The sequence below is a fragment of the Yoonia sp. genome (assembly GCF_046292185.1).
Lineage (GTDB): Bacteria > Pseudomonadota > Alphaproteobacteria > Rhodobacterales > Rhodobacteraceae > Yoonia.
Genome location: NZ_JBKBQY010000061.1, coordinates 1 through 20,670 on the forward strand (window position 1 = coordinate 1; position 20,670 = coordinate 20,670).

Sequence of the window (20,670 nt, forward strand, 5' to 3'; positions counted from 1 at the left end):
GGCGGTACGCTTGATATCCTGCGCAATGACAACCCGCTTTTCCGGCGCGGTCTGACGATCCCGCAAAAGCTGATGTATGCGATGACATTCTATTCCTATCTGTCGCCTTTGTGGAATATCGTCTTTCTGCTTGCGCCGATCATCTTTCTGTTTTCCGGCGTGGCACCGGTAGCGACCTATTCGCTTGATTTCTTTCTGCACATCATTCCGTTTCTGCTTTTGAACGAAATGGCGCAGATGATCGGCCTGTGGGGGACACCGGTGATGAAGGGGCGGCGCTGGTATCTGGCGATGTTCCCGCTCACGCTCAAGGCGCTGTGGTCGGTGCTGCGCGGCCAGAAGATCAGTTTCACGGTCACCCCCAAGGATCGCGCATCGGGCCGCTATCTCAAGCTGGTGCGCTGGCAGATCCTGCTTGTGGTGGTGAACCTTGCCGCGCTTGTCTATGGCTGGAGCCTGTTCGCCCTTGGCGTGTCGGGCTATACTTTGGGCGCGATGATCGTGAATACATTCTGGAGCGCGAATAACATGATGTCGCTGGGTCTGATCATTCGCGCCGCATTCTGGCAACCGGACCCCACATTCGATTTACCCGTGATGGAAGGCTATCAGCATGATAAAACATAGCGGCTTGCACGCGGCACGCGGTCAGATCGGCTGGATACTGGCGCTGATCGTATCGACAGCGGTCGTTGTGAAACTGGAACAGCTTGAACTGGGCGCGCAGTTTGCGACGCTGACGGTGAATCCGCTTGCCGAACCCGCCCTGCCACTGGATCACGATCTGGCACGGGCGCGTCTGCTGGCGCCTGATCCGGCGACTGCTGCCCCGATGGATCAGGCGCGCCTGCTGATCGCGCTGTCGCTTGCCGGCACGCAGGACGCGGCTGATTTTGACGCGCTGGCTGCGGAAGCCGCGCAAACCGTGGCTGATGTTGAAGCGACAGTGCCGAGCGATCCGGTCCTGCTGAATGCCATCGCCCTTTGCCGCAGCGTGTTCGCGCTATAGACAATCGTGGGTGCGGCAATCACCGCCTGGTCAGCCCTTCGGTCGCGGGCAGTGGTCTGCGCGCTGTCACAGCTTCGGGCCGTCGCTTTTCGTAGAATGCATTCCCGCCCGTCGTCACGACATAATGGATATTGTTAAAGGACGCCTGATACCATTCCGCATGAAAGAATTGTGCGTTCGCGATCTGCGGATGCCGTTCGCCGCGGATGACCGATTGCGCCGCGGCCATCACGGCGGGAGTTGACCGGCTGCCCATCTGCTTGGTCATGACGCCGGGGGCGAACTGGCCTTTCTGGCTGACCACGCCGCAGATGGTATTGGGAAAGGCGGGCGATTGCACGCGGTTCATGACCACGCTGCCCACGGCGATCATCCCGTCGCGGCTGGACCGGTGCGATTCAAAATAAATCGCGCGCGCCATGCAATCGACATCCGAGGACGGCGCATGCCGGGCCGAACCGCAGCCTGCAGCGATGCAGAGCAAGCCCAGGGCAAGCATGATCCGGGGGCGGGTGCAGGAAAGCGGCAATCTGATCTCTCTCATCGTTTCGCCAGATCAGGTTCCGGCGCAGGATACCCCCATGGGTAATCGGTGAACAGGCCAACATCAACCAGAGATCAGAAACTGAACTGAACCCCGACGAACCCCGACATCGCCCTGCGCCCGGCGACGTTGCCGTCATTGTCGCTATGCATCATGCCAAGCGTCAGATTCCCGCTGCGTGAAATCGGGGCGCTGTACTCAAACCCCAGATCAAGCTGACGTTCGACCGGTGCAAGGCTGACTCGCCGCGTCGCAAAGCTGGTTTCGCCGGTGGCGAATTGCACGGGCAGGTCCATATCGGCCGATCCACGTGTGATCCCCAAGGGGCGCCGCGCGAAGACCGCCAGCACATCGCCGGTCTGTCCGACGTCGGCCCGTTCGACGGTGAAACCGACGCGATTATAAGAAATCGTGCTGAAGTCCCGGACCATGCCCGCACCATCGCCATTCGCATAGCCTGTTTCCGCATTGAAACGCAGCGCGGTGTTGGTCGCAATTGTGGATGCAAAGTCGATATGCAGCGCGTTGGTAAGGGACGTGACCTCACCGCTGTAGCGCGGAACGCTGACCCCCATGATCGACCCGTCGGTGCGCATCGTCGCGACCCCGACCTGCAGGCTGCCACCCGCAAGGTCGAAGGTCTGATGCAGGAAGATGCCGGTCGTTGCCTCGCCCGTCATCACGGCAAGGCCAAGGGGGCTGTCGGCGGCTGTCAGTTGGACATGGGCACCGCCCAAAATCTCTGCGCCAGTCGGGTCGGTCCAGGCACCCTGGTGGCCGGCCAGGTTGGCGCCGCTGCGGATCGCGGCGTTCAGATTACTGCGGTTGGTGGCCATGGCGGGACGGATCGCCGCCGACAAGGCCGTCAGGGCCGGATCAGCGCGACCGGTCGCACCGGCCAGCACATCGGCGGACAGGTTGAAGCTGCCATATAGCTGATCGGTCGATACCACACTCATGCTTGCCAATGACCGCGCCAACCCGTCACCCGTCGCAGAACCAGACGTGATCGCCGCAGTCCCCAGGTCAAGCGACTGGCCATTGGCCATGGGTATTTCTGCCTGTCCGATGGGCAGCAAGGCCGCGCGCAGATTCAGAAAACCATGCCCGAATTCTGTGTTGTAGCCATGCGCGATCCCCGGTGCGAAGGTAAGCGAGTCGGTGTGCTTGAAAAAGCTGTTGTCCGCAGTGGCAAGCAGCCTGTCACGCAGTTGCGAGGCGGCCAGATCGGGAAACGCCTCTGCCAGCAACGCAATTGATCCCGAAACCTGTGGTGCCGCAAACGACGCCCCGACAGCAATCTGGTAGCTGTCGTCGCGGGTTTCGGATGCGGCCATGATCTGCCCGTTCGCGGTCATGCAGAAACGTGCGGTTTCAAGGCATGCGGTCGATATCCGCTCTGCGCTTTCGATACGCGTATCGTTGAAGGTGGGGATCGCGTTCACGACGCTGATCCAGTTGGATTCCAGTTCCGGGATGCCCAGCGGCAAGGCGGCGATCAGGCTGGCACTATCGGCGAGATAGTCATTCTGCAGCGCAAAAACGATGACGCCCCCTGTCGCGAACTCGCGCAGCCCGTCAACATAGGGTTTGCGGCCCGAGTGTTGGAAATAGGCAGCCACGTTCTGGTCTTTCACGGTCAGATCGCTCAGTCCCCAGGAGTTGTTCGAAACAATCGCGCCCAGTGATGCGGCGTCTGTCATATAGCCACCAAGGGCGGCCCAACTGAGCGACGAGTCAAAATCAAGATAACCCTGGTGAATGTCCGCCCCCGGCGCAAAGCCCAAGGTGCCGCCGTTTGTCCCAGTGCCTGCCATCACCGAGGCAACCGCCGTGCCGTGAAAATCACCGCCCGGCATCGCGCCGCCTGAGGTGTAGATCTTTTTGCCGGCGAATTGTTCGTGCGTTATCCGTATGCCGCTGTCGATCATCGACACGATCTGTCCCGCCCCGCTCAGACCGGTGGAGAGGGCATAGTCAAGCCGCGCCGCAGCCAGTGGGTTCGATTCCACATATTCGCCTCGGCCACCGTATGTGGGATGGTCCTTAAGTTGGAGCCTGAACCGGAAATTATTGGCGATGAAACCGGGCAGATCCCGGATACGCTGCACCTTGATTTCGTCAAACTCGGTCACAAAATAGCGGTTCCACGGGTACGGGTAATCCCCGGTCGTACTGCCACCGGTGATCGGGCCATCTGTGCCATCGCCCGGATTTTGAGTCACGATTATGGATGAGCCGGTGCCGCCATCCTTGTCGGAATTGCACGCCGCCAGAAGAGCGATAAGAACAAGACTGACCGATCTCTTCATTCTGGGACCTTTGCTACGCTGTTTTGTGGATAATCCACTTTGAACTGGCAACAAAACTAACTGAACAAACTTGTCCGCAAGCCACGCCAGCAGCCTGCGGAATATCAATCAATCCGGGACGGGGTCGGCAGCCTGCGCCTCCAAAGGCATATTCTGCAGCACGACATCGATAAAATGGCACACGAGCGCGGTGCGCCCCGACAGATCCGCCTTGCGGAACACCGCGTTCAATTGCGTTTTGACCGTTGCTTCGCTTTTGCCGCGTGCTTGCGCGATTTCAGCGTTGGAATATCCTCTGACGGCGAAAAGCGCGACCTCCCGTTCGGCGGGGCTTAAATCCCATGCAAGAAACTGTTCGTGCAGCACATCGATAAACAGCCCGGAGGCGACGCGCACCTGCTGTTCGACGATATCGACCCGCTGCAACGTCTGCCGCAAAAGCGCGATAGATGCGATCGCCCCCAGCACCAGACCCACGCTCGCCCCGATCTGCAGCAATTCCCGCGTTACCCAACTGACTGCCCAATGACGCATTCCCAAAACATCGGTCGCGAGTTCAATGATAAAAAATCCCGCACAGATTGTTTGCAGCGTCAAAAGAATGACGAGGCGTAAAACCGTGTGCTTCTTGAATATTCTTCGGTCAAGCATGCGCGGTTCCCGGTCAGCAGAGGGTATCCACGCAAATTGAACATCTACGCGGACAGGGTGGTTCAATTTGACCTGTTTCCAGCGCCCGCACCAGCATTGTTTCCGGAATTGCCGGACGCGCGCGCGTTGCCTGACCGATTATCGGAGCCGCTGCCGCGGGTGCTCGATCCGGTTTCTCCTGCCCTGCGGGGATTCCCGCCCGCCACGCCGTTGCTTGCCGCGCTGCCGGTGTGCGACGGCCCGGCAGCATCAGCCTCGCGCACCCTGGCAACATCCGACATGATTTCGCCGGTTGCGCGGCTCATCACGATTTCGCGGATCATCGTCTGGTTGCTGGCAGTGATGCGGATACGCCCCAGAAAAGTACGTCCGATATCGTCGATCGAAAAGCCTGCGGATTCCAGTTGCACGATCACGTCGTCAAGCGTGCGCGCCTGCACCGTCTGGAAATCCGCATGGCTATCGCGCTGAGACGGGACAGATTGCGCAGGGGCCTGCGTGCTGAAAACGACGAGGGTCAATGCAGCGAAACATAAGGCCGGTTTCATCGTGTTATCATCCTTTGGCGCGACATGTTTTTCATGTCTTCGCCATTGTGGATGGCAGGTCTGACGACCTGTGCCAATCAAACCTGTGATCGAAATCGGCTTATTCATCCGCAAGGTTGAATGCAGGTTCATCCACCCTTGCGACGTATTCACTGGAACATTGATCCGCCTGCGCTGTTTTGCAGCATCTGAACATGCCCGCCACATAAAGGAGAACGCAAATGTTCTATACTGATTACAGATTACAGTTTCCTGTGCGCGTCGAAACCCCGGATCCCACCTTTGCCCGCGCATTACAGCAAGCGATCGGCGGCGTCGAAGGCGAGATCCGGGTCGCGATGCAATATATGTTTCAGGCCTGGGGTATGCGTGGCCCCGCCAAATACCGCGACATGCTGCTGAACACCGCCGCCGAGGAATTGGGCCATATCGAGATGCTGGCCACCGCCGTGGCGCTGAACCTCGAAGGGGCGCCCATCGCCCTGCAAGAGGAAGGCGCGCAGGATGCCGCCGTCGGCGCGATCATGGGCGGGCGTAATTTCCGTCAGTTTCTGTCGGCGGGCCTTGCTGCGACTCCGGCGGATGCCGATGGCGTGCCCTTCGACATGAGCCATGTCTATGCCTCGGGCAATATTGCGGGTGATATGTATGCCAACGTCACTGCCGAAGGCACCGGTCGTCTGCTTGCGACGCGCCTTTATCACATGACCAACGATCCGGGGATGCGCGATATGCTGTCCTATCTGATCGCGCGTGACACGATGCATCAGAACCAGTGGAAGGCCGTGATCGAGGAATTGGAGGAAGAAGGCCCGCAGATGCCCGTGCCGAATTCCTTTCCGCAGGAGGCCGAAAATCAGGATTTCAACTACGTTTATCTGGGCTTTACCGCAGACGGTGCCGAACCGCCGCGCGGGCGCTGGAGCGAGGGTCCCTCGGTCGATGGGCAGGGCGGCGAATTCAGCATTCGCCCGATGGAACCGATGGGCGAGGTCCCCGTTCTTCGTCCCGCGCGGCCGGGCAGCTACGGGCAGAATGTGCAGCTTGACGATCAGGAGGATGGACAATGAACACGCTGTCAAGACGTGGCTTTGTTGCGGGCGCAGGCGTGGCGGTTGCCGCAGCAGCGCCCGCCGGGGCGGCCGCGGGGCCGGTAGCGGCCAAGGCCGTGCCGGTGCTGCAGACTCATGTCACCGGCACGACACCTGGCATGATCGCGCGGGCGGGGCGGCAGCTTTCCATCGGTTCGTCGCTTGCCCTCGTGCGGGAGCCGGACAACGATTATGACCCGCGGGCCGTGGCCGTGTGGACCGCGGATGGTGCCAAGGTCGGCTATGTCCCGCGCGTCGCAAATCAGACGTTACAGAACCTGATGGATGCCGGTTTCGCGTTTACGGCGCAGTTGACCAGCCTGCAGCCGGGTGGGCCAAGGCCGGATATCAAGATTGCAATAAGCCTCGTCTCTGCCTGATGCACGCAGCCGCGAGATACGACTTTTGACCATGAACTGACAAAGCGGAGTAAGACCATGATTGATACCCGAACTCACGGAATCATCGACTATCTGACCGGTGCGCTTCTGATCCTCGCGCCTTATATTTTTGGCTTTGCCACCGGCGGGGTCGAACAATGGCTGCCGCAGCTGATCGGTGTGGCCATCATCGTGATGAGCCTGATGACAAGCTATGAATTGAGCCTGGCAAAGGTGATCCCCCTGAACGTCCATCTGGGCGTGGATGTCGTCTCGGGGATATTTCTGGCGGTATCGCCCTGGCTGCTGGGCTATGCCCATGTGATCTGGTGGCCGCATGTGCTTGTCGGGATACTGGAGGTGGTTGTTGTCGTTTTGACAAAACGCACAGACACGGTACGGCACTGACACTTATCTGCCGGTTGAGCCACAAAAGCCCGCAAGCTGCTGCTTGCGGGCTTTTTGATCAGGCCCGCGACCTGAAGCTGCGCATCGGGGCCGCCGCGTAACTGACGGGAACATCCCATCCCAGCCGGTGTTTCAGATGAGGACGACAACGACACGACGACGTTGAATGATCAAGGAGACACCGAATGAATATGCAGACGAAAGGCCATTCTTCGTCCCGTGCGGATCTTTGGAAACTGCTCGCAGTGGGCACTGCAGTTGCTGGCGGCTTGCTTTACCTGGCCCGGCCGCAGCAACAGGCGCATCCCGCAGATGACGCGCCGCGTCATACCACAAGGCGTGCCCGGTTCGGGGATTATGCGGTGACCGGAAGGACCGTCACTATCGCCCGCCCGCGCGCAGAACTATACGCGTTCTGGCGCGAATTCACCAATCTGCCCAGGTTCATGGCGAACGTGCATAGTGTTGACGTTGATGGCGACCTGACCCGCTGGGTGATAAAAGGCCCGGCCAATCACAATGTAACGGTCGAAACCCGCATCGTGCAGGACCGCGAAAACGAATTCATCTCTTGGCGGTCCACGCCGCAGTCCCAGATCGACACCGAGGGAAGTGTCCGTTTCCGCGAGGCCCCCGGCAATCGCGGTACGCAGGTCGAGGCCCGCATCGCCTATGTCCCGCCCGGTGGTGAAATCGGTCGCTGGATCGCAAAGGCCTTTCTGGCGGAACCGGCCCTGCAGGGCCGGCAGGAACTGAAGCGGCTGAAAATGCTGATGGAAACCGGCGAGATCGCCACAAACCGCAATCGCAACACCTGAGGTAATCCCAATGCGCGCACTGACCTGGCACGGCAAGCACGATGTGAGAATGGAAACCGTTCCCGACCCCGAAATCGTCAACCCCGCAGATGCCATCATTGAAGTTACCGCGACCGCGATCTGCGGATCGGATCTTCACCTTTACGACGCCGTTATCCCGGGCATGACCAGCGGCGACATCCTCGGCCATGAATTCATGGGCCGCGTCGTGGATACCGGCCCTGCCAGCACTTTGCAAAAGGGCCAGCGCGTGGTTGTTCCCTTCACGATATCCTGTGGCAAGTGTTTCTTTTGCGAAAAGCAACTGTTTTCGGCCTGCGATAATTCCAATCCGGTCGAAAAACAGGAGATGACGGAAAAACTGTATGGTCACGCCGTTTCCGGGCTTTTTGGTTATTCGCATCTGACGGGCGGCTATCCGGGCGGTCAGGCCGAATATGTGCGCGTTCCCTTTTCGAACGTCGGGCCGATTGTCATCCCCGAAGGGTTCGACGATGAACAGGTATTGTTCCTTTCCGATATCCTGCCCACCGGCTGGATGGCTGCAGAAAACGCCGGGATCGCACCCGGCGATACAATCGCGGTCTGGGGCTGTGGGCCTGTGGGGTTGTTCGCGATTCAATCTGCGCTGATCATGGGGGCCGCCAAGGTGATCGCCATCGACGAATACCCTACCCGGCTTGCCCTGGCACGGCAGTTGGGGGCCGAGGTCATCGACTTCAAGCAAACTCATGTGCTGCAAGCCCTGATGGAAATGAGCGGTGGGATCGGACCCGATGCCGTGATCGATGCCGTGGGCATGGAAAGCCACGGCTTTGCACCTGATACGATCATGGACAACGTCAAGCAGACCGTCGGCATAGGCGCAGACAGCGCGCATGCGCTGAGAGAGGCGATCATGGCGGTGCGCAAGGGCGGCCGGGTTTCCATCCCCGGGGTCTACGGCGGATTTCTGGACAAGTTTCCACTTGGCGCGATGATGGAAAAAGGCTTGCAGATCAAAACCGGTCAGACGCATGTCCAGCGGTATCTCAAGGAATTGCTGCACCGCATCGGCGAGGGTGAGATCGATACAACCTTTCTGATTTCGCACCGGCTGCCGCTAGAAAAAGCGGCGGAAGGATATCGCAATTTCCGCAACAATCAGAATGAATGGACCAAGGTGGTTCTTAAGCCCGGAACAATGTGAAGGCGTGCCGGTTGTAGCGTCGAAACGCCAGCCAAGGATTATTCTGGAATGCTACGTAAACAAAAGATGTGGAAACTGGCGCTGTTGGCGCTATCGTTGCCAACGATTGCTGCGGGCCTGCGGCGCCTGAGGCACCCCGCCGCGACCACGGGCCAAATCCGGCCTGCGGGGCCGGAGACAATGGCCTCCCCGCCACCCGATTGGGATGTGGTCGATGAACAGGGCGACGAATCCTTTCCGGCAAGCGATCCGCCCGGAAATTATTAAGCCGGGGGAAAACTGGTTCATTGGGCGGGCCGGGAATGCTATCCGTTCCGGCATGATCCAGTTTACGTAAGTGAGAACCGTGGAAAATCTGATCGCTGACAATGTCGGGAATCCTGTGGTTCTCGTCGTGCTGCTGTTTCTTGCCACTTTCGTGCTGGAAGAGGCGGCGATCCTGATCGCTGCGGGGCTTGCCGCCTCGGGTGAATTGCCCGCAGGTCTGGCCCTGGCTGCGATTGCCAGTGGGATCATCGTCAGTGACTGGTGCCTTTACGGAATTGGTGTGATGGCCGTGCGGAACAGGCGAATTGCCCGGTGGGTGTCGCCTGCGCGGATCGATCTGGGGCGCAGCCTTTTGCAACGCAACACGCTGGTTGCCGGGCTAATCGCGCGAATTATCCCTTGGCTGCTATTTCCCATCTTCGTGGCAAGCGGCTTTCTCGGCGTAGGTTTTGTGCGGTTTGCGCTGATCAACGCCGCTATTGCGCTGATCTACGTTCTGGCGCTGTTCTACGGTGCCTTTGGTCTGTCATCGGTTCTGATCGACTGGATTGGCAATTGGGCATGGCTTTTCGGGGCGGGCGTGTTGCTGGTCATGCTATGGGGCGGCAGGGCCGTCGCAAGGCGTTATCTGGTCGGGAACGCGCCACCGGATGCATAGATGCGGGCGTCATCAAGCAAACAATCCAACGCTTGCACCAAAAGGTCTGGATGGCTCCATGGCAGGAAATGGTCGGCCCCTTCGATCATGATCGCTGCAGGGCTGGTGGCAAGCTGGGCGCGCAGATAATCGACATTTGACGCCGGCACCAGATTATCGTCAGTGCCCTGTGCCATGATCACGGGCAGGTGCAGATCGGGCAGATCGTCGGCCAGCGCCTCTAGCCCGTCCCGCAGCTGCAAAAGCTCGGCGTTGGAACTGGCCAGTTCGGATGGCAAAAGCTGTTCGAAAAAGGACAGCGCCGCGATTTCCTGCAAAGGGTGAATTTCCTCCAACCCCGGGTCAGCGGCGGCACCAATCAGCAACAGCCCGGCGACCCGGTCAGGGTGATCCGCCGCCAGTCGCAACGCGACCGGCCCGCCATAGGAATACCCTACCAGAACCACTGGCGCATCGGCTTGTCTGCCCAGCAGCGGCACCAGCGCATCCGCCTGCGCCTGCAGATCGGTCACCGGTATGTCGCCGCTTTCGCCAAAGCCGGGGCGATCAGGTGCCAGAAACAGTTGCCCCTGCGGCACATCGGTCAGGAATGGCAGCCATTCTTCGCCCAGACCCGGACTGCCGTGAATGAATATCACCCGCGCCCCGTCCGGATGACCGGCGGCGAGCACCGACAGCGGCTGCGCCATCATCCCTGCCGGTGTCGTGCGCAGGCGGCGCAGCGACTGATCTACGCCCTCCGCGTCGATATCAAGCCCAAGCCCCGTGATGGCCATGAATTGTTCGCGCAGCGGCTGAAAGGGTTCAAGCAGCGCCGAAACGACATCGGCTGCCAGTGATTGTTCTTCGGCGAAGATTTCGATGATTGCGCCGGGGGGCGGACAATAGGGCAGATCAAGGCTCATTTCTGTCTCACTCATCAAGGCAATCGGCGCTGCAGGATGCGCGCGGCGCAACGCCCGCGCAAGCACACTTTCGCGTGTGCGCTAAGAACTGGGTGGGTAACTTCGTCGCAGTCTTTCCTGCTGGCGTTGCAATCTGATCATGCCGACAAGGCCGACCGGACGGTGGCCCTTGCGACGCATCTTTGCACCGATGGAAAACAATGTCCTGTATTGCCACCAAAGGCATCGCCATGCGCCCATCAGCGTGCCTTGAGCTTCCCAGATATGCAGCATCTCGGCACCAGCGCCGTTTAGCTCCACGATCCGAAAACCGCGACCCTGTTGAAGTTCGGCAAGGCTGCGGAACCGGATATCAAACCGGCCGAAGTGAAAATCAGGAACTTCCCGCGAGATTTTATCGATGACCGCTTGCAGCGCTTCCGTCACCTCTGGCAGGCCATCACGGTAAACCGCACCAAGCCGGGCGCTGCGGGCATTCGTCAGGACGTGAAAGGCATCCTGCGCCAGCACCTGATCCCAAGCGTCCGGCTGCCGTTCGCGATAGATCGTGGCATTGGCCTGCAGGATAGGGTCGCGCGCGACCAGTTCGGCGACACTGTGCTGCCCGTCGCCGATCACATGCGGCGGATAGACGAAAGCCATCGATACGATGCGGCCTTTTTCCGCGCCGGGCGGGCGAATGTAAAACACCCCGGCCTCGCCTTGCATGTCGATCAGCGCTTGCAGCATGACCGAGGCATGGTCCGGTTGCAGCGCCAGATATTGCGCCAGATCCTCGGGCGTGCGCAGCAACCGCACGCCCCAGCCCTGATAGCCACGGTCAGGCTTGCCAACGACCGGAAAGTCCAGACCTGCAGATTTCATCTGCGCCAGCGCCGTTTGCATCCTGTCGATGCCCGGCACGCAGTCAACCATCGCGTAGGGAGGCAGAAATCGCTGACCCGTCGGGCCGAAAAGCGACAATCCCTGCGATTTGCTTTCCCCCCAAAGCCCACCGGCATCCAGCGCGGGATTAGCAGCACTGGGCAAGGTCAGGCTGGCGTGGCGTAGCGAAAGTGTCAGCCACATCAAACACGGCACCAGATAAAAAAGCCGTTCAGAAACACGTCTTTTGAATTGCGGATAGACCGGTCCCGGCGCGGGCCGCATCGGCATTGGCAAAGATGAAGGACAGGAATCCGGGCGCGGTTCGCGGGAATAAGTCAAATGTTCAGGTCGCTTTTTTTATGCCCCTGCGGGTGTCTTGCCGGTTTTTGAATAACAAGCCGAACGCTTTGCCATGCTCTTTTGTGACTTTGATACAGCCTGAAACACTATTTTACCACATGGATTAACTCCGCGACATCACTGCCCGCCGTCACATCGCGTCACTTTTGGGCACCGATGCGTGATGGCCGGTCGCTTTACTGCGCCGGTCCCGGCGTCAGTGTGATTGTCCGCTACTGTCCAGTATTTCGCCGGTGACATCGCGCACATGCCCCGAAAAAGTCGCCAGCATCCTGGGCCGCGAAGGTTCTTTCAGAGAGGCGAGGGCAAAGCTGTGTCGCGGCGCATTTACAAAGGGCCTGCAAATCAGGTCGTTCCCGGCCTCGCCCCGCGCCAGCAAGGCATTGGCAATCGTGATCCCCAGCCCTTCGCGCACAAAACGACATGCGGCACTGACGGCCTGGGTTTCGATGAACACCTCCATCCGTATCCCGGCCTGCAGGAAGATCTGGTCAAGCTGGGCGCGAAAGGGCCGGTTGCGCCCCAGCAGGATCAGGTCCGCGGTGTAAAGATCCTGCGGGGTGATCTGGTCTTTGGCGACCAGCGGATGACCTTCGGGCAGCACGACATCGGTGCCGACGGTGACCAGCGGCACGATGTTGATGGCCGGGTGTTCCACCGGCGCCTTGACGAAACCGATATCGACGCGCCCTGACGCCACCGCCGCGATGACATCATGATAGGACATGATTTCCGCCACGACCTTTTGCCCCGGCCGGTCTACCAGCAATCGGCGGACTGCGGGTGCGATGATCTGCGTGATCACGCCCGCAGGGGCCGCCACGCGCAAGGGCAGGGCAGTGCGGTCCACGTTGCTGATCAGCCCTTCGAAGCCCGCCAATGTGCGGTCCACGTCCGGCAGGATCAGCTCCGCTGCATCGCGCGGGGTCAGCCGGCCATTGGTACGGGTGAACAGACGTTCGCCTGTCGCGGCCTCGAATTCAGCCAGCAGACGGCTGACCGAAGGCTGCGAAACCCCAAGCATTCTTGCTGCTTCGACCGTTGATCCGGTTTGCATGATCGCCTTGAAAGCCCGGATGTGACGCAGATCCATCTATTCATCCTGCAAATAGGTTAATGACAAAACATCATAAGATTGCAACGAAATCAAGAAAAGTCGATCCTTGATTCGAATGGGCGTGTTATCCCGTCCGGGAGGACGGTCAGACACAGCAAGGGGAGAACAGCATTGGTCTATGTTATCAGGCGTCTTTTGCAGGCTGCGTTTCTGGCCCTTGTCATGTCGTTTCTGGTTTTCACCGGCATCTTTGCCGTGGGCAACCCGGTGGATATCCTGATCTCGCCCGAGGCGACACAGGCAGAACGCGCCCTGCTGATCACTCAATTGGGTCTCGACCGCCCGTTTCATGAACAATATCTCATCTTTCTCGGGAATGTCGTGCAAGGCGATTTCGGCAACAGCTTTGTCTATAACCGTCCCGCACTGGGCCTGATCCTTGAACGGATGCCCGCGACGCTGGAACTGGCCTTTGCCGCCATCATGATCGCTGTGGTGCTGGGGATTCCGCTGGGTGTCTATGCCGGTCTGCGCCCCGGCACCATCGGCAGCCAGACGGTCATGGCGGGGTCCATTCTGGGGTTCAGCGTGCCGAATTTCTGGCAGGCGATCATGCTGATCATGGTGTTCTCGGTAATGCTCGGCTGGTTTCCGGTGTCGGGCCGGGGCGAGGTTGGCGAATTTCTGGGCATCCGGTCCAGCCTGTTCACCCTGAACGGCCTGCAGCATATGGCCCTGCCTGCGATCAATCTGGCGATTGGCCATCTGGCGCTGGTGATCCGGCTGGCCCGGTCCGGCACGCGCGAGATTCAGTCGCAGGATTTCATCCGTTTTGCCCGCGCCAAGGGGTTGAGCGAACCGCGCATCGTGATCGTGCATCTGCTGCGCAATATCCTGATCCCGATTGTCACGCTCGTCGGCATGTCCTTTGGCGGGCTGATCGCCTTTGCGGTGGTGACGGAATCGATCTTTGCATGGCCCGGCATGGGTAAGCTGATCATCGATTCGATCCGGCAGTTGGACCGGCCCGTGGTCGTCGCCTATCTGATCGTGATCGTCGTGATCTTCATTATCCTCAATCTGCTGGTTGATCTGCTTTATTCGCTGATCGATCCGCGCATCCGGCTGGATGGGGCGAAACAATGACCGATGTGACGACAAACGCCGCCAGCGTGGCACCTGAACGTCCGATCTGGCGTGTGATGCGTGATTTCCGCAAAAGCCCGCTGGCGCTGCTCGGTCTGGCGATGCTGGTGGTTATCGTCGCTGCGGCCTTTCTGGCACCATGGATCACGCCGCAGGACCCCTATGATCTGCGCAGCCTGAGCATCATGGACAGCCGCCTTGCACCCGGTGAGGTCGGCTTTTCCGGTATCTCGTTCTGGCTCGGCACGGACGGGCAGGGGCGTGATATGTTCTCGGCCATCCTCTATGGGCTGCGGATATCATTGATGGTCGGCGTCATCGCCTGCACCACGGCGATGATACTGGGGCTGACGCTGGGGCTGGTGGCGGCCTATTTCGGCGGGCGGATCGATACGCTGGTCATGCGGCTGGTCGATCTGCATCTGTCGTTTCCGCCGATTCTGGTGGCGCTGATCCTGCTGGCGGTGTTGGGGCGGGGCCTCGAAAACATCATCTTTGCGCTGATCATCGTGCAATGGGCGACATTCGCGCGGATGGCGCGCGCCACGGCCTTGTCCGAACGCGGACGCGAATATGTCGAGGCGGCGCAATCGCTCGGGCTGTCGCGCACCCGTATCCTGTTCGGGCATCTGCTGCCCAACTGCCTGCCACCGCTGATGGTGCTGTACACGGTCGAAATCGCAAGCGCGATCGCGCTTGAGGCGACCTTGTCCTTTCTCGGCGTCGGTCTGCCTGCAACGCAGCCAAGCCTCGGCCTGCTGATCTCGAACGGGTTCCAATTCGTGATGTCAGGCCAGTACTGGATCAGCGTCTTCCCCGGTGTCGCGCTGCTATTGCTGATCGTGGCGATCAATCTGGTGGGCGACCGCCTGCGTGACGTGCTGAACCCAAGGAACATCACATGAGCCTGCTGCAAATCGACAATCTGCAAACCCATTTCTTTACCTCCGGCGGCGTGGTCAAGGCGGTCGACGGTGTCAGCTACAGCGTTGACCGGGGCGAGGTGCTGGCCGTGGTTGGCGAAAGCGGGTCCGGCAAATCCGTCACGGGCCTGTCGGTGATGGGGCTGATTGATGCGCCGGGCAAGATCGTCGGCGGGTCGATCAAGTTTGATGGCCGCGAGATTGCCAATCTGCCCTCGCCCGAGATGCGCAAATTGCGTGGTGCCCGCATCGCGATGATTTTCCAGGACCCGATGATGACGCTGAACCCGGTACTGCGCGTCGATACGCAGATGGTTGAAACCATCCATGCCCATCGCGAGATGTCGAAACCTGACGCCTGGGCGCTGTGCCGCGACACGCTGGGCCGTGTCGGCATCCCCAGCCCGGATGAACGCATGCGCGCCTATCCGCATCAGTTTTCCGGCGGCATGCGCCAGCGTGTGGCGATAGCCATTGCTTTGCTCAACAAGCCTGATCTGATCATCGCGGATGAACCGACAACGGCGCTGGATGTGACCATTCAGGCGCAGATCCTGCATCTGATGCAAAAACTGGTAGAAGAAGACGGCACCGGCCTTGTCTGGATCACGCATGATCTGTCGGTCGTGGCGGGCTTTGCCGACAAGGTCGCTGTCATGTACGCGGGCGAGATTGTCGAACAGGCCACCACCGACGGGCTGATCGCCGATCCCCGCCATCCTTATTCGCGGGGCTTGATCGGCTCGGTCCCATCGCGCAACCGTCGCGGCGCGCGGCTGGCACAGATCCCGGGCGGCGCGCCGCCTGCGGTGAACCGGCCCATCGGCTGCCGCTTTGCGCCGCGGTGCAGCTATCGCAAGGAAGGTTGCGATGCGCCGCAGGTGTTGCGCAACAATGTGCGCTGCTGGCGTGCCGATCAACTGCCCGCATTCGAGGAGGTGCTGGCATGACCGATCTTCTGACCCTTGAGGGCGTGTCGAAACGGTTTTCCAAACCGCAGGATATCGCCGTGCGTCTGGCCCGTCATCTGGGCGCGAAAATTCCCAATGAAACCGTCCATGCCGTCGATGATGTCACGCTGTCCATTGCCGCTGGCGAGGTTGTTGGCCTGGTGGGTGAATCCGGCTGCGGCAAATCCACCCTTGGCCGGGTTGCGGCGGGCATTCATGCACCCAGTGACGGGCAATTGTTGTGGCACGGCAAACCCGCCACCAATGACCCTGTCGCGCGATTGAAGGTGCAAATGGTGTTTCAGGACCCGATGTCATCGCTGAACCCGCGCCACCGCATCGACCGGATCATCAGCGAGGCACCGCGCTTTCACGGTCAGATCACCGCGCGCGAGGCGGACGGGTTCGCGGCGGACCTGCTGGAAAAGGTCGGCCTTGATCCAAATTTCCGGTCCCGTTACCCGCATCAGTTTTCCGGCGGCCAGCGCCAGAGGATCGCCATCGCCCGTGCGCTGGCGGTCAAGCCAGAGGTGATCGTGGCGGATGAATCCGTCTCGGCGCTGGATGTCTCGGTGCAGGCGCAGGTGCTTAATTTGTTCATGGACCTGCGCCGCGATCTGGGGCTGGCCTATCTGTTCATCAGTCACGATCTGGGCGTTGTGGAACATATCGCGGACCGGGTATTCATCATGTACCTGGGCCGCGTGGTGGAATCCGCAGCGACCGAGGATCTGTTTGCCAACCCCCTGCACCCCTATTCCCGCGCCCTGCTGGACGAGGTGCCGCGCCTGACCACCGGCAAACGCCGGTTTCAGCCGATCAAGGGGGAAATTCCTTCACCGCTCAACCCGCCGTCGGGTTGTCATTTTCATCCCCGTTGTCCTTTGGCCGATGGGGAATGCCGCGCGATACGGCCTGCCTTGCGGCAGGTCGCACCGGGGCGCACCGTCGCCTGCCACAAGGTTGCAGGACCACAACAAGGAGCACTTGAACCATGACACATTTCTCCAGATTTCTGGGCGCGACAGCCGTTATCGCCCTTATGGCCGGCACCGCCGGTGCGCAAAGCATCACCGCCGGTCTGGCCGCCGCACCATCATCCATGGACCCGCATTTCGCGACGACAGGTCAGAACCAGCAGGTGGCAGCGGTGCTTTATGACCGGCTGATCCACATCGACGACGACGGCAATTTCGCCCCCGGCCTTGCGACGGAATGGGACGTGTCGGAAGACCGGCTGACATGGACATTCACCCTGCGCGAAGGCGTGACCTTCCATGATGGCAGCCCGTTCACCGCTGCCGATGCCGTGTTCACCTTCGACCGCATCCCGCAGGTGCCCAACAGCCCCGCCCCCTTCACCCAACGTCTGGCCGCGATTGAAAGTGCCGAAGCGGTGGATGATTACACGCTGGTGATCACCACCACGGACCCGGCCCCTGGATTGCCGACCGACCTGTCCACGATCTATATCGTGTCGCAAAACGTGGGTGACGCGGCCAGCGCGGATTTCGACCGCGGCACAGCCGCCATCGGTACCGGTCCTTACCGGCAGGTCAGCTATAGCCCGGGCGAAAATCTGGTGCTGGAACGCAACCCGGATTATTGGGGCGATGCGCCGGATTTTGACGATGTGAACATCCGGTTTCTGGAAAATTCCGCGAGCCGGGTTGCGTCCTTGCAAGCGGGTGAGGTGGATTTCATCGACTCCGTGCCGCCCAACGATCTGGACCGCCTGCGCGAGATCGCCGATCTGACCGTGATTGCGGAACCTTCGGCGCGGATGGTCTACATGGGGCTCGATCAGCTGGAAGAAACCACCGTGATGATCGACCCTTCGGTCGGCAATCCGTTTCAGGACCAGCGCGTGCGCGAGGCGCTGAGCCTTGCCATCAACCGCGAAGCGATCGTTGACCGGATTCAGTTTCAGTCCGGCGCGCCCGCCAACCAGTTCGCCCCCGAAGGTATCTTTGGGCACAATCCCGATATCCCGCAGCCCGAATATGATCCCGAACGCGCCCGTGCCTTGCTGGAAGAGGCGGGCTATGGCGATGGCTGGGCGATGATGATCCACGGACCGGCCGGGCGCTATGTCAATGACACCGATGTGTTGCTGGCTGTGGGTCAGATGTGGTCGCAGCTCGGGCTGGATATCAATGTCGAAAACGTGCCGGCCAATGTCTACTTCGGGCAGGCCACCGACCGGGAATTTTCCGCCTTCATGGTCGCCTTCGGGATCACCACGGGCGAAAGCTCGCTTGCTTTGCGCAACGTGCTGGGCACCGCGGATGAAGATCGCGGTTGGGGATCGAACAATCGGTTCAATTATTCCAGCGAAGCCTTCGATGCCGCACTGGAACGGGTCTTTGACGCATTCGAGGATGAAGACCGCGAAGCTGCCTTGCAGGAGGCCGCCGCAATCGCTGCCGAAGATGTGGCCGTGATCCCGCTTTACTGGGAAGGCAACAATTGGGCCGTGCGGGGCGAGATCGACTTTATCCCCAGTCTGGATGGCCGGTCTCTGGTCACCAACCTGCGTCAGCGGTAGGCCGCCTTGTCTGTCGCCCGCCGCAAACCCGATGCTGACGCGCTTCGGGACATCATGGTGCCGATGCGCGATGGTGTCCGGCTGGCGACGGATGTGTTCTTTCCACAAAAGGCGGGCCATGGACCATGGCCCGTCGTTCTGGAACGCACGCCTTATGACAAACGCGCAGCACGGGTGAATGAATATACGCTTGATCATCCCGAGGTTTTTGGCCGCGAGGAATTGGCACGGTTTTTCACCGATGCGGGCTTTGTCGTAGTGTTTCAGGACTGCCGTGGGCGCTATGGTTCTGAAGGTCGGTTCACCAAATACCGGGGCGAGGCCGAGGATGGGTTCGACACCATCGGCTGGATCGCAGACCAGTCATGGTGCGACGGTCAGGTTGCCACCATGGGCATGTCCTATTCCGCCCATACTCAGATGGCCGCGGCCTGTCTGAACCCGCCTGCATTGGCCGCGATGATCTGCGATTGCGGTGGATTTTCTAACGCCTATCAGGGCGGCATCCGGTTCGGGGGGGCGCTGGAACTCAAACAGGTGACTTGGGCGTTTCGCCATGCCCTGCGGTCACGCGCCGCCGCTGCCGACCCGGTTGCAAAGGCCGCGTTAGAGGCGACAGACCTGCGCGACTGGATGCAGCGCCTGCCCTGGGCGGAAGGACAATCGCCGCTGACACCGATCCCCGATTACGAACGGTTCCTGTTTGAACAATGGACTAATGGCACCTTTGATGATTACTGGAAGATCCCCGCGCTTTACGCCGCTGGCTGGCACCATTCGATGCGACAGGTGCCCAGCGTGCATATCTCTGGCTGGTATGATCCCTATGCTGTGACGGCGGTGGAAAACTTTACCGGGTTGCGCGCGCATGGCCATGACACCGCACTGATCCTCGGGCCATGGACCCATGGCAACCGGTCACGCTGCTATGCCGGGGACGTCGATTTCGGCGAGGCCTGCACATTCGAGGCGGGGACAGGTCAGGATTTCGTACGTTTCCGCATCGACACGTTCCGTCGCCATCTCACGGGGGCTGATATGCCCGCAGCACCTAGGGTGCGGTACTTTGTCATGGGCGGCGGTGACGGGCGCCGCACCGACGCAGGCCGCATGTTCCACGGCGGCGCATGGCATGTGGCGCAAAGCTGGCCACCGGAAAACACCAGCCCGGTCAATCTGTATCTGACCAGCGAGGGCAGCCTGTCGGAAACGCCACCCGCCGCGCCGGGCAGCAGATCCTTTGTCTTTGACCCGGCGAACCCGGTGCCGACCATCGGGGGGCCGATCACCTCTGGCGCGCCGCTGATGGTGGGCGGGGCCTTTGATCAGCGCGAAACGGACGATGTGTTCGGTGCGACAAAGCCGGGCATGCCGCTGGCCAGCCGGCCCGATGTGCTGGTCTTTGAAACCGCGCCGCTGACCCGGGCTGTGACGATCGCAGGCAATGTGGCGCTGCGATTGTTCGTCACCTCGGACCGGCCCACCACTGACTTTACGGCGAAACTGGTTGACGTATATCCACCCAACCCCGATTACCCGCATGGCTATGCGATGAACCTGACGGACGGGATCCTGCGGAGCTGCTATCGCGACGGATTTGAGCGGACCCGCGCGCTGGACCCTGATGAGGTCGCCGAACTGACCCTGCGCCTTTATCCCACGGCAAACCGGTTCGAGGTCGGGCATCGCATCAGGATCGAAGTGTCATCGTCCAATTTTCCGCGTTTCGACGTGAACCCCAATCACGCGGTCGGCGATGATCTGAGCCCGGTCCGGTGTCGTGCGCTCAACAGCGTTCTGGCCGGGCCGGATCATCTTTCCTGCCTGCAACTGGATGTACAGCCATAGCCGGACCCGCTGGGTTACGTCATAAGCCCTTTTGCTGACGTTTCATGGCGTCTGCCAGGGCTGACCCGAGTGCACCCTGACTTTGCGCTTCGGCCGGGCGCGCCTTGCCGGGCTTTGCCGCGCGGGGCGCAGCCGGTGATGCAGCGGCATCTGTGCGCAGCGCAGGGCTGTCGTCATTTTGCTTGCGCATG

Annotated in this window: 21 protein-coding genes and 1 pseudogene; 15 read left to right on the forward strand and 7 right to left on the reverse strand. The window is 60.5% G+C overall.

The window, feature by feature from the left end; genetic code table 11:
• Both ACK4TM_RS11720 and ACK4TM_RS11725 read left to right on the forward strand, forming a co-directional pair.
• A pseudogene (locus tag ACK4TM_RS11720) lies at positions 1–627 on the forward strand (cellulose synthase); the annotation flags it as partial.
• Positions 614–1,009 carry a hypothetical protein gene (locus ACK4TM_RS11725; protein WP_409701541.1) on the forward strand — a complete coding sequence of 132 codons (396 nt, stop codon included), beginning with the start codon at positions 614–616 and terminating at the stop codon, positions 1,007–1,009. The pseudogene ACK4TM_RS11720 and the gene ACK4TM_RS11725, both read left to right, overlap by 14 nt.
• Positions 1,010–1,028: 19 nt before the next feature.
• On the opposite strand, the gene ACK4TM_RS11730 is transcribed toward ACK4TM_RS11725, so the two are convergent.
• From ACK4TM_RS11730 to ACK4TM_RS11745, 4 genes are all read right to left on the reverse strand, one after another.
• Positions 1,029–1,553, reverse strand: coding sequence for a cell wall hydrolase (locus tag ACK4TM_RS11730; protein WP_409701543.1), 525 nt, complete (start codon positions 1,551–1,553; stop codon positions 1,029–1,031).
• Positions 1,554–1,627: 74 nt separating this feature from the next.
• Positions 1,628–3,865, reverse strand: a complete 2,238-nt coding sequence (locus ACK4TM_RS11735; RefSeq protein WP_409701545.1) for a S8 family peptidase — start codon at positions 3,863–3,865, stop codon at positions 1,628–1,630.
• 108 nt (positions 3,866–3,973) lie between these two features.
• Positions 3,974–4,582 (reverse strand): helix-turn-helix transcriptional regulator, encoded by a 609-nt coding sequence (locus tag ACK4TM_RS11740; protein WP_409701547.1) that lies wholly within the window; start codon positions 4,580–4,582, stop codon positions 3,974–3,976.
• Positions 4,579–5,064 carry a hypothetical protein gene (locus tag ACK4TM_RS11745; RefSeq protein ID WP_409701549.1) on the reverse strand — a complete coding sequence of 162 codons (486 nt, stop codon included), beginning with the start codon at positions 5,062–5,064 and terminating at the stop codon, positions 4,579–4,581. Before ACK4TM_RS11745 ends, ACK4TM_RS11740 begins: the two co-directional genes overlap by 4 nt.
• Positions 5,065–5,285: 221 nt before the next feature.
• On the opposite strand from ACK4TM_RS11745, the gene ACK4TM_RS11750 reads away from it, so the two are divergent.
• The 7 genes from ACK4TM_RS11750 to ACK4TM_RS11780 all read left to right on the forward strand — a co-directional run bounded on the left by ACK4TM_RS11750 (position 5,286) and on the right by ACK4TM_RS11780 (position 9,875).
• On the forward strand, positions 5,286–6,134 hold the full coding sequence (locus ACK4TM_RS11750) for a manganese catalase family protein (RefSeq protein ID WP_409701551.1): 849 nt from the start codon (positions 5,286–5,288) through the stop codon (positions 6,132–6,134).
• Positions 6,131–6,535 carry an HIRAN domain-containing protein gene (locus tag ACK4TM_RS11755; RefSeq protein ID WP_409701553.1) on the forward strand — a complete coding sequence of 135 codons (405 nt, stop codon included), beginning with the start codon at positions 6,131–6,133 and terminating at the stop codon, positions 6,533–6,535. Before ACK4TM_RS11750 ends, ACK4TM_RS11755 begins: the two co-directional genes overlap by 4 nt.
• 57 nt (positions 6,536–6,592) lie before the next feature.
• Positions 6,593–6,943 (forward strand): hypothetical protein, encoded by a 351-nt coding sequence (locus ACK4TM_RS11760; protein ID WP_409701555.1) that lies wholly within the window; start codon positions 6,593–6,595, stop codon positions 6,941–6,943.
• Positions 6,944–7,128: 185 nt separating this feature from the next.
• Positions 7,129–7,761: an SRPBCC family protein gene (locus tag ACK4TM_RS11765; protein WP_409701557.1), complete on the forward strand. Its 633-nt coding sequence runs from the start codon at positions 7,129–7,131 to the stop codon at positions 7,759–7,761.
• Positions 7,762–7,771: 10 nt separating this feature from the next.
• The gene (locus ACK4TM_RS11770) at positions 7,772–8,950 is read left to right on the forward strand and encodes a zinc-dependent alcohol dehydrogenase (protein WP_409701559.1); all 1,179 of its coding nucleotides are present in this window, start codon (positions 7,772–7,774) and stop codon (positions 8,948–8,950) included.
• 48 nt (positions 8,951–8,998) lie between these two features.
• A complete protein-coding gene (locus ACK4TM_RS11775) occupies positions 8,999–9,217 on the forward strand; it encodes a hypothetical protein (RefSeq protein WP_409701561.1) in 219 nt (72 codons plus the stop codon).
• Positions 9,218–9,296: 79 nt separating this feature from the next.
• On the forward strand, positions 9,297–9,875 hold the full coding sequence (locus ACK4TM_RS11780; protein ID WP_409701563.1) for a DedA family protein: 579 nt from the start codon (positions 9,297–9,299) through the stop codon (positions 9,873–9,875).
• On the opposite strand, the gene ACK4TM_RS11785 is transcribed toward ACK4TM_RS11780, so the two are convergent.
• The 3 genes from ACK4TM_RS11785 to ACK4TM_RS11795 all read right to left on the reverse strand — a co-directional run bounded on the left by ACK4TM_RS11785 (position 9,842) and on the right by ACK4TM_RS11795 (position 13,100).
• Entirely contained in the window at positions 9,842–10,795 is a 954-nt protein-coding gene (locus ACK4TM_RS11785) for an alpha/beta fold hydrolase (protein WP_409701565.1), read from the reverse strand. The genes ACK4TM_RS11780 and ACK4TM_RS11785 overlap by 34 nt on opposite strands.
• A 66-nt stretch (positions 10,796–10,861) precedes the next feature.
• On the reverse strand, positions 10,862–11,848 hold the full coding sequence (locus ACK4TM_RS11790) for a hypothetical protein (protein ID WP_409701567.1): 987 nt from the start codon (positions 11,846–11,848) through the stop codon (positions 10,862–10,864).
• 355 nt (positions 11,849–12,203) lie between these two features.
• Positions 12,204–13,100: a LysR substrate-binding domain-containing protein gene (locus ACK4TM_RS11795; RefSeq protein ID WP_409701569.1), complete on the reverse strand. Its 897-nt coding sequence runs from the start codon at positions 13,098–13,100 to the stop codon at positions 12,204–12,206.
• Positions 13,101–13,235: 135 nt separating this feature from the next.
• Between ACK4TM_RS11795 and ACK4TM_RS11800 the strand changes: the two genes are divergently transcribed.
• The 6 genes from ACK4TM_RS11800 to ACK4TM_RS11825 are packed head-to-tail and all read left to right on the forward strand — an operon-like array spanning position 13,236 to position 20,479.
• Complete coding sequence (locus ACK4TM_RS11800; protein WP_409701571.1) at positions 13,236–14,210, forward strand: ABC transporter permease; 975 nt, start codon at positions 13,236–13,238, stop codon at positions 14,208–14,210.
• A complete protein-coding gene (locus tag ACK4TM_RS11805) occupies positions 14,207–15,115 on the forward strand; it encodes an ABC transporter permease (RefSeq protein WP_409701573.1) in 909 nt (302 codons plus the stop codon). The genes ACK4TM_RS11800 and ACK4TM_RS11805 overlap by 4 nt, the downstream gene beginning before the upstream one ends.
• A complete protein-coding gene (locus tag ACK4TM_RS11810) occupies positions 15,112–16,083 on the forward strand; it encodes an ABC transporter ATP-binding protein (protein ID WP_409701575.1) in 972 nt (323 codons plus the stop codon). Before ACK4TM_RS11805 ends, ACK4TM_RS11810 begins: the two co-directional genes overlap by 4 nt.
• A complete protein-coding gene (locus tag ACK4TM_RS11815; protein WP_409701577.1) occupies positions 16,080–17,081 on the forward strand; it encodes an ABC transporter ATP-binding protein in 1,002 nt (333 codons plus the stop codon). The genes ACK4TM_RS11810 and ACK4TM_RS11815 overlap by 4 nt, the downstream gene beginning before the upstream one ends.
• Entirely contained in the window at positions 17,078–18,631 is a 1,554-nt protein-coding gene (locus ACK4TM_RS11820; protein WP_409701579.1) for an ABC transporter substrate-binding protein, read from the forward strand. Before ACK4TM_RS11815 ends, ACK4TM_RS11820 begins: the two co-directional genes overlap by 4 nt.
• 6 nt (positions 18,632–18,637) lie before the next feature.
• Positions 18,638–20,479 carry a CocE/NonD family hydrolase gene (locus ACK4TM_RS11825; RefSeq protein WP_409701581.1) on the forward strand — a complete coding sequence of 614 codons (1,842 nt, stop codon included), beginning with the start codon at positions 18,638–18,640 and terminating at the stop codon, positions 20,477–20,479.
• Positions 20,480–20,670: the final 191 nt, after the last annotated feature.

Bases quoted from the DNA above. Each gene is read 5' to 3' on its own strand.
- ACK4TM_RS11725 (WP_409701541.1), top strand. From the start codon at position 614: ATGATAAAACATAGCGGCTTGCACGCGGCACGCGGTCAGATCGGCTGG.
- ACK4TM_RS11730 (WP_409701543.1), bottom strand. From the start codon at position 1,553: ATGAGAGAGATCAGATTGCCGCTTTCCTGCACCCGCCCCCGGATCATG.
- ACK4TM_RS11735 (WP_409701545.1), bottom strand. From the start codon at position 3,865: ATGAAGAGATCGGTCAGTCTTGTTCTTATCGCTCTTCTGGCGGCGTGC.
- ACK4TM_RS11745 (WP_409701549.1), bottom strand. From the start codon at position 5,064: ATGAAACCGGCCTTATGTTTCGCTGCATTGACCCTCGTCGTTTTCAGC.
- ACK4TM_RS11750 (WP_409701551.1), top strand. From the start codon at position 5,286: ATGTTCTATACTGATTACAGATTACAGTTTCCTGTGCGCGTCGAAACC.
- ACK4TM_RS11755 (WP_409701553.1), top strand. From the start codon at position 6,131: ATGAACACGCTGTCAAGACGTGGCTTTGTTGCGGGCGCAGGCGTGGCG.
- ACK4TM_RS11760 (WP_409701555.1), top strand. From the start codon at position 6,593: ATGATTGATACCCGAACTCACGGAATCATCGACTATCTGACCGGTGCG.
- ACK4TM_RS11765 (WP_409701557.1), top strand. From the start codon at position 7,129: ATGAATATGCAGACGAAAGGCCATTCTTCGTCCCGTGCGGATCTTTGG.
- ACK4TM_RS11770 (WP_409701559.1), top strand. From the start codon at position 7,772: ATGCGCGCACTGACCTGGCACGGCAAGCACGATGTGAGAATGGAAACC.
- ACK4TM_RS11775 (WP_409701561.1), top strand. From the start codon at position 8,999: ATGCTACGTAAACAAAAGATGTGGAAACTGGCGCTGTTGGCGCTATCG.
- ACK4TM_RS11785 (WP_409701565.1), bottom strand. From the start codon at position 10,795: ATGAGTGAGACAGAAATGAGCCTTGATCTGCCCTATTGTCCGCCCCCC.
- ACK4TM_RS11790 (WP_409701567.1), bottom strand. From the start codon at position 11,848: ATGTGGCTGACACTTTCGCTACGCCACGCCAGCCTGACCTTGCCCAGT.
- ACK4TM_RS11795 (WP_409701569.1), bottom strand. From the start codon at position 13,100: ATGGATCTGCGTCACATCCGGGCTTTCAAGGCGATCATGCAAACCGGA.
- ACK4TM_RS11805 (WP_409701573.1), top strand. From the start codon at position 14,207: ATGACCGATGTGACGACAAACGCCGCCAGCGTGGCACCTGAACGTCCG.
- ACK4TM_RS11810 (WP_409701575.1), top strand. From the start codon at position 15,112: ATGAGCCTGCTGCAAATCGACAATCTGCAAACCCATTTCTTTACCTCC.
- ACK4TM_RS11815 (WP_409701577.1), top strand. From the start codon at position 16,080: ATGACCGATCTTCTGACCCTTGAGGGCGTGTCGAAACGGTTTTCCAAA.
- ACK4TM_RS11820 (WP_409701579.1), top strand. From the start codon at position 17,078: ATGACACATTTCTCCAGATTTCTGGGCGCGACAGCCGTTATCGCCCTT.